This window comes from Rhodococcus sp. NPDC057014, from assembly GCF_042673295.1.
Classification (GTDB): Bacteria; Actinomycetota; Actinomycetes; order Mycobacteriales; family Mycobacteriaceae; genus Rhodococcus_F.
Genome location: NZ_JBHUSF010000043.1, coordinates 1 through 12,230, shown reverse-complemented (window position 1 = coordinate 12,230; position 12,230 = coordinate 1). Strand labels below are relative to the sequence as shown.

The 12,230-nt window shown below is 68.4% G+C and carries 11 protein-coding genes; 4 read left to right on the top strand and 7 right to left on the bottom strand.

All coding sequences use genetic code 11. From position 1 onward, the window contains the following. Positions 1-20: 20 nt before the first annotated feature. The gene (locus ACFTZB_RS11965) at positions 21-1,361 is read right to left on the bottom strand and encodes a cryptochrome/photolyase family protein (protein WP_378431809.1); all 1,341 of its coding nucleotides are present in this window, start codon (positions 1,359-1,361) and stop codon (positions 21-23) included. 29 nt (positions 1,362-1,390) lie between these two features. After that, complete coding sequence (locus tag ACFTZB_RS11960) at positions 1,391-2,308, bottom strand: mechanosensitive ion channel family protein (RefSeq protein ID WP_378431808.1); 918 nt, start codon at positions 2,306-2,308, stop codon at positions 1,391-1,393. A gap of 82 nt (positions 2,309-2,390) precedes the next feature. Here ACFTZB_RS11960 and ACFTZB_RS11955 point away from each other — a divergent pair, with 82 nt between their 5' ends. Both ACFTZB_RS11955 and ACFTZB_RS11950 read left to right on the top strand, forming a co-directional pair. Next, entirely contained in the window at positions 2,391-3,107 is a 717-nt protein-coding gene (locus ACFTZB_RS11955; protein ID WP_378431807.1) for a response regulator transcription factor, read from the top strand. After that, on the top strand, positions 3,104-4,444 hold the full coding sequence (locus ACFTZB_RS11950; RefSeq protein WP_378431806.1) for a sensor histidine kinase: 1,341 nt from the start codon (positions 3,104-3,106) through the stop codon (positions 4,442-4,444). Before ACFTZB_RS11955 ends, ACFTZB_RS11950 begins: the two co-directional genes overlap by 4 nt. 29 nt (positions 4,445-4,473) lie before the next feature. Here ACFTZB_RS11950 and ACFTZB_RS11945 read toward each other — a convergent pair whose 3' ends face one another. The 5 genes from ACFTZB_RS11945 to pdxH form a co-directional block, all read right to left on the bottom strand. After that, positions 4,474-4,836 carry an FKBP-type peptidyl-prolyl cis-trans isomerase gene (locus ACFTZB_RS11945; RefSeq protein ID WP_015888813.1) on the bottom strand — a complete coding sequence of 121 codons (363 nt, stop codon included), beginning with the start codon at positions 4,834-4,836 and terminating at the stop codon, positions 4,474-4,476. A gap of 47 nt (positions 4,837-4,883) precedes the next feature. Next, complete coding sequence (locus ACFTZB_RS11940) at positions 4,884-6,179, bottom strand: citrate synthase (protein ID WP_124394967.1); 1,296 nt, start codon at positions 6,177-6,179, stop codon at positions 4,884-4,886. A gap of 428 nt (positions 6,180-6,607) precedes the next feature. Beyond that, positions 6,608-7,570, bottom strand: coding sequence for an aldose 1-epimerase family protein (locus tag ACFTZB_RS11935; RefSeq protein WP_378431803.1), 963 nt, complete (start codon positions 7,568-7,570; stop codon positions 6,608-6,610). Between the two features lie 52 nt (positions 7,571-7,622). Then, complete coding sequence (locus tag ACFTZB_RS11930) at positions 7,623-8,909, bottom strand: MFS transporter (RefSeq protein ID WP_378431801.1); 1,287 nt, start codon at positions 8,907-8,909, stop codon at positions 7,623-7,625. A 42-nt stretch (positions 8,910-8,951) separates the two neighbouring features. Then, complete coding sequence (pdxH, locus tag ACFTZB_RS11925) at positions 8,952-9,623, bottom strand: pyridoxamine 5'-phosphate oxidase (RefSeq protein WP_378431829.1); 672 nt, start codon at positions 9,621-9,623, stop codon at positions 8,952-8,954. Positions 9,624-9,893: 270 nt separating this feature from the next. On the opposite strand from pdxH, the gene ACFTZB_RS11920 reads away from it, so the two are divergent. After that, positions 9,894-11,024: a citrate synthase 2 gene (locus tag ACFTZB_RS11920; RefSeq protein ID WP_378431800.1), complete on the top strand. Its 1,131-nt coding sequence runs from the start codon at positions 9,894-9,896 to the stop codon at positions 11,022-11,024. Between the two features lie 41 nt (positions 11,025-11,065). Further along, positions 11,066-12,187, top strand: a complete 1,122-nt coding sequence (serC, locus tag ACFTZB_RS11915) for a phosphoserine transaminase (protein ID WP_378431799.1) — start codon at positions 11,066-11,068, stop codon at positions 12,185-12,187. Positions 12,188-12,230 lie beyond the last annotated feature (43 nt).

The following is a 12,230-nucleotide window of genomic DNA, read 5'->3' as shown; positions in this document are numbered from 1 at the left end:
CGCCCGCGGTTAACAAGTACTCACGGGGACTTGATCTCCCCGTACCGGGCCAGGGCTTCCTGCCGTTCGTGGGCGTGGTCGACGATCGGCGGCGGATAGTCTTCGGGACGACCGTCTTTCAGCGCGTGGACGGCCTTCCCGGAGATACCGCACAGCTCGGGCACCCACCGCCGCACGTATTCGCCGTCGGGGTCGAACTTCTCGCCCTGCGTCGTCGGGTTGAACACCCGGAAGTACGGCGACGCGTCCGTCCCCGACCCCGCCGTCCACTGCCAGCCGTGCTGGTTGTTCGCCAAATCGCCGTCGACGAGCTGGTTCATGAAGTAGCGGGCGCCTTGCCACCACGGCAGGTGCAGGTCCTTGACGAAGAACGACGCGACGATCATCCGCACCCGGTTGTGCATCCAGCCTTCGGCTTTCAGCTGACGCATCCCGGCATCGACGATCGGGAACCCCGTCCGGCCCTCGCACCACGCCGCGTACGCCTCCTCGGCGTCGGGCCCGCTGTCGTAGCGGATGTGGTCGAACCGGCGGTCGTAGTTTCCCCGTGCGCTGTCGGGGCGCTGGAAGAGGATGTCGGCGTAGAAGTCCCGCCACGCAAGCTGCCGCCGGTACTGCTCGGCGCTCTTGCTGCGGCGGCGGGCGAGATCGCGGAGCATCGTCCGCGGATGAATGTTGCCGTACTTCAGGTACACCGACATCCGGCTGGTCGCGTCGAGCCCGGGACGATCCCGCGCGTCCTCGTACCCGGCGAGGTCGTCCTCGCAGAACTCCGCCCACCGTTCCAGCGCCGCCGCCTCACCCGCGGCGTACCCGTCGGATTCGGGTTCGGGGATCGTCACCCGCCGCGTCTTCACGTCGTCCGGGTCCATCCACTCCACCGTCGCGGGACCGGTGTCGATCGGCGCACGCCATCCGTGCTCGAGCCACTGCCGGAAGTACGGGGTGAACACGCGGTACGGTTCCCCGTCCGCCTTGGTCACCCGGCCGGGCGCCACGGCGTACGGCGACCCGGTGGCCACCAGATCGACGTGCTCGGCGACGGCGGCGTCCCGCTCGCGACCGTAGGGCCCGTAGTCGGCGCTGACGTGCACTTCTTCGGCCGACACCTTCTTCGCGATCCGCGGAACCACGTCGACGGGATCGCCCTTCACCACCAGCAACCGGCCGTCGAGTTGGTCGTCCAGTGCGGCGAGGCTGCGGAACAGGAAGTCCCGGCGGGCACCGCCCGACGTGGTCAGCAGCCGGTCGTCGAGCACGAACAGACCGAGTGCACGCGCCCCCGACTCGGCGACCGTGTGGAGCGTCGGCAGGTCACCGAGCCGGAGGTCGCGGCGGAACCAGACGAGTGCGGTGTCCATACCTGCCACGGTAACGAAGCGCGGGCCGCTCAGTTGGTGGAGCGGGCCGAAGACAGCACCGACAGGTACGGGGCGTCGATGTCGTAGTGCGTGAACGCGGACAGCGCCGCGCGGGCGAACGTCCGCTGCACCGCCCACTGCCTGCCGGGCTTGGTCCGCGCGGTGATCCGCAGCGTGACCGATTCCGCGGTCACCGAGTTCACGCCCAGCAGTTCCGGGGGTTCGAGCACGTCCGCCGCGATCGCGTCGCCCTTGGCCGCTTCGGTGACCGCCTCCAGCGCCACCTCGCACGCCCGCTGCACGTTGGCGGCGTGCGCGATCGGCAGATCGACCACCGCGACCGCGTACCCCTGACTCATGTTGCCGACCCGCACGATCTCACCGTTGCGGCAGTACCAGAGGGTGCCGTTGACGTCGCGGATCGTGGTGACCCGCAGACCCACCGTCTCGACCGTTCCCACGGCCTCGCCGAGGTCGACGACGTCGCCGACCCCGTACTGGTCCTCGAGCAGCATGAAGATGCCCGACAGGAAGTCCCGGACCAGATTCTGGGCACCGAAACCGAGTGCGACACCGATCACACCGGCGGACGCGATGAACGGCGCGACGTTGACCCCGAGGACCGCGAGGACCTGCAGCACCACCCAGATGAGCACCACGATCGACACCGTCGACTTGAGCACCGACCCGATGGTCCGGGCGCGTTGCGCGCGACGCTCGTTGACCATGGCTTCCTTGACGCCGCGCGGGGCGCGTTCCCGCAGAGGCCGGAGCATGGCCGGCTTGTCCGAGGGCTCCCGGGGACGTGTCATCCGTTCGATCATCCGGTGCAACGCGAATCGCAGTACGAGCGCCAGGACGACGTAGGTCGCGATCTCGGCCGGCCGGTGAATCAGCCAGTCACGGTTGGTTTCGGTCAGTTCGAATGCCTGCAGCGAAGGAAACATCCCCAACGAGTGTACGGACGAGACACGCTCTCACAACTGCCATCCGCACGCTCTGTGGTCGCGCCCACGGCACAATGCAGGAGTGACCGTCACCGACTCAGCCAGTGTCCTCGTGGTCGACGACGACGAGGACGTGCGGACGTCCCTCGAACGCGGCCTGCGCCTGTCCGGATTCACCGTCCTCACCGCCGTCGACGGCGCCGACGCACTGCGGGTGGTCAGCGAACAACGTCCGGACGCGATGGTGCTCGACATGAACATGCCGGTCATCGACGGCACCGGCGTCGTCACTGCGCTGCGCGCGATGAGCAACGACATCCCGATCTGTGTGCTCAGCGCCCGCGACACCGTCGACGACCGCATCTCGGGTCTGGAGTCGGGTGCCGACGACTACCTGGTCAAGCCGTTCGTCCTCGCCGAACTGATCGCCCGGATCCGGGCGATGCTGCGACGGCGCGGCACGACCGCCGCGGCGCCGGCCGACTCGCCCGCCTCCCCGCCGATCCGCATCGGTGCGCTCGAGATCCGGCTGTCCGAACGGCGGGTCTTCGTCGCGGGCGAGGAGGTGACGCTGACCAAGCGGGAGTTCGAACTTCTCGAGGTTCTCGCCCGCAACGTCGGCATCGTCCTGAGCCGTGAGCGGCTCCTCGAACTGGTGTGGGGATACGACTTCGTCGCCGACACCAACGTGGTGGACGTCTTCGTCGGCTATCTGCGGCGCAAGTTCGAGGTCGGTGGTCAGCCGCGCATCCTGCACACGGTTCGCGGTGTGGGGTTCGTGCTGCGGGAACCGTCGTGAAACGCTCGTTCTCCCTCCGGACCCGTGTGGCCGCGGCGACGGCGCTGGGGGCGACGATCATCGTCGTCGCGCTCGGCATCCTGGTGTCGCTGGCGATCAACCGGAACAACCTGTCGCAACTCGACCGGCGACTGGAGACGGCGTCGGATGTCCTGGTGCCCAACGCGGCCACGGCCGGGCTGTTCCTCGGGGCGCTCGGCGACAAGGGTGCGTTCGCGATCACGATCCGTTCGGCCGACGGCGACACCGTGCTGGTCAGCACCCCCACCCAGCTGCCCGAACTCGATCCGGGCACGCAGACCGTCGAGGTCGGTGACACTCAGTACCGGGCATATACCGCCACCGTGCCGCTCCTCGGCACCCGGATCTCCCTGGCCGTGCCGTACGCCGAGGCGCAGGACGTGACGTCCGAGCAGCAACGGCAGGTGGCCCTCGTGGGGGTCCTCGCCGTCGCCGCCGCCAGCGGCCTCGGGTGGCTGTTCGGTGGCCGTGCGGTGCGACCGCTGGTCGACCTGACCGGCCGCATCGTGCGCCGCGAACCGAAACTGACGCCCACGACCTCCGGCGTCCGGGAGGCCGACGAACTTGCGTCCGCCGCCGAGTCGATGCTGCGCGACGTCGCCGAGGCACAGAACGCGACGACCGCGGCCCTCGCCACCGCCCGCGACTTCGCCGCCGTGTCCGCACACGAACTCCGCACGCCGCTCACCGCGATGCGCACCGACCTCGAGGTCCTCACCACTCTCGACCTGACGCAGGAACAGCAGCACGAGATCCTCCGCGACCTCGCCCGCTCACAAGCCCGGGTGGAATCGACGCTGTCCGACCTCGAACGCCTCGCCCGCGGCGAACTGTCCACCGACAAGGACTTCGTGGACTGCGACCTCGTCGACATCAGCGACCTCGCCGCGGAGGAGGCGATGCGTCACAATCCCGGCCTGCAGGTGACCGTCGACGCGGCCCCGGTGACGGTCCGCGGCATGCCCGGCGGGCTGCGCCTCACCCTGGACAACGCCATCAAGAACGCGGTCCGGCACGGCGGCGCCACCGCGGTGACGATCACACTGAGAGCAGCCGACGGCATCACCACCGTCGTCGTCGACGACAACGGTTCCGGGGTGCCCGAGGCCGAACGGACCGCGGTGTTCGAACGGTTCCACCGCGGTTCCAACGCGACGAAGAGCGGATCGGGCCTGGGCCTCGCGCTCGTCGCCCAGCAGGCCGCATTGCACAACGGCAGCGCACGTTTCGAGGTCAGCCCGCTCGGCGGCGCACGGCTCGTCGTGGAGCTGCACACCGACACGACCCGGAAAGCGGAAAGCCCCGCCTCACCCTGAGGTGATGCGGGGCCTTCCGACCGTGGTGACTATTCCTTCACGTCCAGCAGGTCGATCATGAACACCAGCGTCTTGCCGGACAGCTGGTGTCCGGCACCGGCGGGACCGTAGGCGAGCTCCGGCGGGATGGTGAGCTGACGACGTCCGCCCACCTTCATGCCGGGGATGCCGTCCTGCCAGCCCTTGATGAGGCCGCGAAGCGGGAACTGGATGGACTCGCCGCGGCTCCAGGAGGAGTCGAACTCCTCGCCGGACTCGAACTCGACGCCGACGTAGTGCACCTCGACGGTGCCACCGGGGACGGCCTCGGCGCCGTCTCCGACCACCACGTCCTTGACGACCAGGTCGGTCGGGGCGGGTCCCTCTTGGAACTCGATCTCGGGCTTGGTCATGTGTCCTCCTCGATGAGGGCTCTATGGTTCGGCACAGGTGTTCGCGATCAGCGACCTGTGACGTCCTTGTAGTCACGCTCGGTGTAGCCGGTGTAGATCTGGCGCGGACGGCCGATCTTCGTAGCGGGATCTTCGTGCATCTCGCGCCAGTGTGCAATCCAACCGGGCAAGCGGCCCATGGCGAAGAGAACCGTGAACATGCGCGTGGGGAAGCCCATCGCGCGGTAGATCAGACCCGTGTAGAAGTCGACGTTCGGGTACAGCTTGCGCTCGACGAAGTAGTCGTCGGTCAGCGCCGCCTCTTCGAGGGCCATCGCGATGTCGAGCAGTTCGTCGTCGCCACCGAGCTTGTCGAGGATGGTGTGCGCCGTCTGCTTGACGATCGCTGCGCGCGGGTCGTAGTTGCGGTAGACGCGGTGCCCGAAGCCCATGAGCTTCACGCCGTCTTCCTTGTTCTTGACCTTGCGGACGAAGTCGCCTGCGTTGCTGCCGCTGGCCTTGATCTCGTCGAGCATCTCCAGCACCGCCTGGTTGGCGCCGCCGTGCAGCGGACCCCAGAGTGCGTTGATGCCACCGGAAATCGAGGTGAACAGGTTGGCGTCGGAGGATCCGACCAGGCGCACCGTCGACGTGGAGCAGTTCTGCTCGTGGTCGGCGTGCAGGATCAGCAGCATGTCGAGTGCCTTGGCGATCTCGGGATCGATCTCGTAGGGCTCCGCGGGGAAGCCGAACGTCATCCGGAGGAAGTTCTCGACAAGGTTCAGGGAGTTGTCCGGGTACAGGAACGGCTGCCCGACGGACTTCTTGTACGCGTAGGCCGCGATGGTCGGCAGCTTCGCGAGAAGGCGGATGGTCGACAGTTCGACCTGCTCCGGGTCGGCCGGGTCCAGCGAGTCCTGGTAGTACGCGGACAACGCGTTGACGGCACTGGACAGCACCGGCATCGGGTGTGCGTTCCGGGGGAACCCGTCGAAGAACCTCTTCAGGTCCTCGTGCAGCAGAGTGTGGCGCCGGATCCGGTCGGTGAACGACTCCAGCTGCGCCGCGGTGGGCAGCTCACCGTAGATCAGCAGGTAGCTGACCTCGATGAAAGTCGACTTCTCGGCCAGCTGTTCGATCGGGTATCCGCGGTAACGGAGGATCCCCTTCTCACCGTCGATATAGGTGATCGCGGAGCTGGTGGAGGCGGTATTGACGAAACCCGGGTCCAGGGTGGTGTACCCGGTGCTGGCGAGCAGCTTGCCCAGTTCGATACCGTCATTGCCCTCGGTTGCCCTGGCAATGGACATCGTGTGCTCACCACCAGGGTAGGTAAGCGTGGGCTTTGTGTCATTGTCAGGCACGAAGCATCCCTCTCAAGCTCAAACCAATGAGTAACAACTTCATTCAGGTAGAAACTAGTCCCACTCTGGCCTGCCTGCCGAAGGCGGGTCCGCTCAGGGGCCGTGACGCGGCCTCCCCGCGGGATGCGCGGCGACCTCGGGGAAGGGTCGGCGAACGGGTTGGTCGAGTGTCCGATTTGCCCGCACGGCGCGGGGCCGGAATCCGTGAGGGCCAGTTGCACGGGACTGGACTGGCCTCGTTACCTGCACCGATGCCGAGGACGGCGGAGAACGCACGCCGTAACGCCCGATGCGGTGAGGGAAGTACAGAGGCTGACACAAAGACCGTCGGCCGCGACGGAAGAACCCCCGCCGGACGTATCGACCGGACCGCGACCGGTGTTACACCGTCTCACCAAGTGGGCACCCGGCGGTCGAAAATCGAACCGCTACGACCCCAGCGCCGACATGCCCCACACACCGGTCCACTGCTGTCCCGGAGCGAGCACCAACTGATCGATTCCGGAGTTGAACGCATCCGGCGGGCACGTCATCGGTTCGAGGGCCAGCGCGCGGCCGCGGCCCGGGTACGACTTGCCCGCGTCGGGATCCGCGACGAACGCCTGCAGCCAGCCGAACTCCCGGGCCGCCCACAGGACCGTTCCGGTGCCGTCCGGTGCGCGCAATTCGTGCCGCGACCTGCCGTCCACGTCCACATCCAGTGCGCTGAACGGGGTGTCGAGGGCCACGCCTGCCAGCGGCCGCCGGCTGGTGAAGTCGTAGTCGGTGCCCGCGACGGCCTGCGAACCGCCGCTGGGCAGCATCCGCTCGTCGAGCGGCAGCCGGGTGCCCGCGGACAGGCGCAGCGTGCACTCGTCGAGGGGAACGTCGCCGGCGCGGACGTAGGAGTGGAAACCCATCCCGAACGGCGCCGGGATGGCTCCCGTGTTGGTGGCGGTGTGCGTCACGGTCAGGCCGTCGTCGCCCAGGACATATGCGACGGTGAGCCGCAGCGGGTACGGCCACCCCTTGTGCAGGCCGACGTCGATCGACAACTCGATGCGGTCGTCCGTGTGATTCACGACACGCCAGTCCCGGCGGCGGACGAATCCGTGGCTCGCGTTGGCGAACCCCGGCTCCGTGATCTCGAGTTGGTGGTCGATGCCGTCGAAGACGAACCGGCCGTCGCGGATCCGGTTGGGCCACGGCGCGAGGATCAGCCCGGCCGACAGCGGTGGCCGGGTGCCGAGGTCCCACGTTTCGGTGAGCGCCGTCGGCCCGTCCGGACCGTCGTGTTCGAGTAGCCGGAGTCCGGCACCGGTGGCCGCGATACCGGCCCGGTAACCGCCGCCCCGGATCTCGAATCCAGCCGTGGCAGGCCTGTCCGTCTTCGACGACTGCGATTCACCCATGCAATTCAGTGTGCACGAGATCTGCACGAGATATGTGACGGCGCACGGGAACCTAACGCGTGACCTTGTACCGCATCAGTGCCGGGAAGGCGAGCGCGGCGATCACCACACCGATGACGACGAGGACGCCGCCACCGGCCGCGGCGACGCTCGTTCCGACTGCCGCAGCCGCGGCGCCGTGCAGCACGTCACCGATCCGCGGGCCTCCGGCGACGACGACGATGAAGACACCCTGGAGTCGTCCGCGCATCTCGTCCGTGGCGACCTGCTGGAGCATGGTGCTGCGGAACGCCGCGGAGACCATGTCGACGGCGCCGCCGAACGCGAGGAACGCCAGAGCGATCCACAACAGGGCGGGACTGCCGCCGGGTGAGGCGAGCCCCACGACGACACCGAAGCCCACCATCGCCAGACCCCACAGCGCGATGCACACGATCACGGCGCGGCCCTGCCGCCGGACCCTCGGCAGCCAGCCGGAGAACACGCCGCCGGCCACCGCGCCGACGGACATCGCCGCGAACAGCAGGCCGAGCGCCACACCGCCGGAGGCCGGGTCGCCGAACGTGTCGTGCGCGATCTGCGGGAACAACGCGCGCGGCATGCCGAACACCATCGCGATGATGTCGACGACGAACGACGCGAGCAGCACCTTCTGGGTGGCGAGGTAGGCGAACCCGTCGAACACCTCGCGCAGCCCGGCACGCCGGGACTCCCCCGTCGGCGGGATGGCCGGCAGCCGGAGTACCGCCCACAGGGTGGCCAGGAGGGCGATCGAATCGACGAGATACAGCGTGGACAGCCCGACCACCGGGATCATGACCCCGGCGAGCAACGGTCCGGCGATGGCACCGAACTGCATGACCGTCATGTTGAGCGAGTTGGCCGCGGGCAGCTGTTCCACCGGAATGAGCCGCGGGATGATCGCGCTGCGGGTCGGCTGGTTGACCGCGAAGAAAGCCTGCTGCAGGCCGAGCAGTCCGAGCACCAGCCACACGTTGTTCAGGCCGAGTGCCGCCTGCACCCAGAACAGCACCGCCGTGACACCGAGTCCGACGGTGGTGATCGTCAGCAGTTTCCGCCGGTCCATGACGTCGGCGAGGGCGCCGCCCCACAGTCCGAACACGATCAGCGGCACCAGCGCGAAGACACCGGTCAGACCCACGTACGCCGAGCTGCGGGTGATCTCGTACACCTGCTGCGGCACGGCGACGACGCTGAGCTGCCCGCCGATCACCGTCACGATCCCGGCCGCCCACAGGCGCCGGTAGTCCCGGTTCTGCAGCGGCGCCGTGTCGGCGAGCAGCCGCCGCTTCTTCTTCTCGGTGACGGTGTCGGTCATTCTTCCCTTAGCTCGTTTCCCATGCTCACTATTCCCCGGCGGTCACGGCTGCAGCCGTTCCACCGTCCACGAGCCGTCGGCCAGCGACGTCCGGATGCGGTTGTGCATCCGATTGGCGCGGCCCTGCCAGAACTCCACCATGGCGGGGCGGATCAGGATTCCGCCCCAGTCCGGCCGCACCGGGATGTCGACGTCGACGGGGAAACGCTCGCCCGCGTGCAGCAGCGCCGCGTCCAGTTCGGCCCGCGACGCGATCGGCCGCGACTGTTCGGACGCCCACGCGCCCAGCCGGGATCCGCGGGGTCTGCTGTGCCAGTACTCGTCCGTGACCTCGGCACTCACCCGCTCGGCGGGGCCGCGGACGGTGATCTGCCGGGCAACGGGCACCCACGTGAACGTCACCGACGCGTAGGGCACCGCCTCGAGGTGGCGGCCCTTGTCCGATGCGTAGTTGGTGAAGAACAGCACGCCGTCGGCACTCAGCCCCTTGCACAGGACGGTGCGGGTGCACGGGTGACCGTGCTCGTCGACGGTGCCGAGCGTCATCGCGTTGGGTTCGGGCACCCCGGCCTCCACGGCGTCCTCGAGCCACCGGCGCATCAGGGGAAGCCAGCCGTCGCTCAGCTGGTCGGCGTCCAGATCGGCGTCGTCGTACCGTCCGTCGGCGCCCTGCTGCCCGTAGCCGACGCGCATCGCCGCGAGGTCCTTGTTCACCGGTTTCGGCTGTTCTGCATCTGGAGACACAGCCGAGAACGCTACTCCCGGGTATGCACTGATCTGCTCTCCGGTGACACCGGCTAAAGTTTTGGGGACCGAACCCGTCCCCTCGGATTGCAGCCGCGATCGTGCGATGCCCGGGGACGGCACGTCGATTGCGCGGACGAGGGTGCCTGCCCATCCCGCATGCACGCCCAGCGCAATTGTCGAACGCCGAGACAGTGCCGCTCTGACCGGGGGCACTCGAACGAGGAGAGTCCACGAGCTATGTCAGCTAGCGCGGCAATACCGGACGATTTCGTCAGCGGACTGGAAGGCGTGGTCGCGTTCACCAGCGACATCGCCGAACCCGACAAGGACGGCGGCGCCCTGCGCTACCGCGGCGTCGACATCGAGGAACTCGTCTCCAAGCACGTCACGTTCGGCAACGTGTGGGCTCTGCTCGTCGACGGCCGCTTCGGCCCCGGACTGCCCCCGGCCGAACCGTTCCCCCTGCCTGTGCACACCGGCGACGTCCGCGTCGACGTCCAGGCCGGCCTCGCCATGCTCGCCCCCATCTGGGGATACCAGCCCCTCCTCGACATCGACGACGACACCGCCCGCGAACAACTCGCCCGCGCCTCCGTCATGGCCCTGTCCTACGTCGCCCAGTCCGCCCGCGGCATCTACCAGCCCGCCGTCCCGCAGAAACGGATCGACGAGGCCAAGACCGTCACCGAACGGTTCATGGTCCGTTGGAAGGGCGACCCCGACCCCGCCCACGTCGCCGCCATCGACGCCTACTGGGTCTCCGCCGCCGAACACGGCATGAACGCCTCCACCTTCACCGCCCGCGTCATCGCCTCCACCGGCGCCGACGTCGCCGCCTCCCTGTCCGGGGCCATCGGAGCCATGTCCGGCCCCCTGCACGGCGGCGCCCCCGCCCGCGTGCTGCCGATGATCGAGGACACCGAGAAGTCCGGCGACGCCCGCGCCCTGGTCAAGGGCATCCTGGACCGCAAGGAAAAGCTGATGGGCTTCGGGCACCGCGTCTACCGCGCCGAAGACCCCCGCGCCCGGGTGCTCCGCGCCACCGCCCAACGGCTGAACGCACCCCGCTTCGAGGCGGCCGCCGCCCTCGAACAGGCCGCCCTCGCCGAACTGCGCGAACGCCGCCCCGACCGGGCCATCGAGACGAACGTCGAATTCTGGGCCGCGGTCATCCTCGACTTCGCCGAGGTCCCCGCGCACATGATGCCCGCGATGTTCACCTGCGGCCGCACCGCCGGCTGGTGCGCCCACATCCTCGAGCAGAAACGCCTCGGCAAGCTCGTCCGCCCCGCCGCCATCTACACCGGGCCGGCACCCCGCACCCCCGAGTCCGTCGAGGGCTGGGACCAGATCGCCCACACCAGCTGACCGTCTCCCCCGCCTGAATCAGTAAGGAACAGAAAGTAGCGATGACCTCCACACCGATCATCCCCGCAGACCTCCTGCCCGCCGACGGACGGTTCGGCTGCGGACCCTCCAAGGTTCGCCCCGAACAGCTGCAGTCGCTGGTCGAGGTGGGCTCCTCGGTGTTCGGCACCAGCCACCGCCAGAAGCCCGTGAAGGACGTCGTCGCCAGCGTGCGGTCCGGCCTCGCCGATCTGTTCTCCCTGCCCGAGGGTTACGAGGTGGTGCTCGGCAACGGTGGCACCACCGCGTTCTGGGATGCGGCCGCATTCGGCCTGATCCGGGAGAAGTCGCTGCACCTCACGAACGGCGAGTTCAGCTCCAAGTTCGCGTCGGTCGCGAAGAACAACCCGTTCATCGGTGATCCGATCGTCGTCTCCGCCGACCCGGGCAGCGCACCCGAGCCGGTCTCTGATCCGTCCGTCGATCTCATCGGCTGGGCGCACAACGAGACGTCCACCGGTGTCGCGATCCCCGTCTCGCGTCCCGCGGGCTCGGAGAACGCGCTCATCGCCATCGACGCCACCTCCGGCGCCGGCGGCCTGCCGGTGAACGTCGCCGACGCCGACGTGTACTACTTCGCGCCGCAGAAGTGCTTCGCCGCCGACGGTGGCCTGTGGATCGCGCTGATGAGCCCGAAGGCGCTCGAGCGGGTCGCGGAGATCAAGGATTCGGGTCGCTGGACCCCCGACTTCCTGTCGCTGCCCATCGCCGTGGACAACAGCTCCAAGGATCAGACGTACAACACGCCTGCGGTCGCGACGCTGCTGCTGCTCGCCAACCAGATCGAATGGCTCAACGCCAAGGGTGGCCTCGACTGGGCCACGTCGCGTACCGCCGATTCGTCCTCGCGCCTGTACAGGTGGGCCGAGGCGAGCGAGTACGCGACGCCGTTCGTCACCGATCCCGCGCACCGCTCGCAGGTGGTCGGCACCATCGACTTCGACGACAAGATCGACGCCGCCCAGGTGGCGAAGATCCTGCGCGCGAACGGTGTCGTCGACACGGAGCCGTACCGCAAGCTGGGCCGCAACCAGCTGCGTGTCGGCATGTTCCCGGCGATCGATCCCGAGGACGTCTCGCAGCTCACCAAGAGCATCGACTGGGTCGTCTCGCAGCTCGGCTGAGACCCGGTAACTACACCCGTCAGCCCCCGGCACCGAAGTGCCG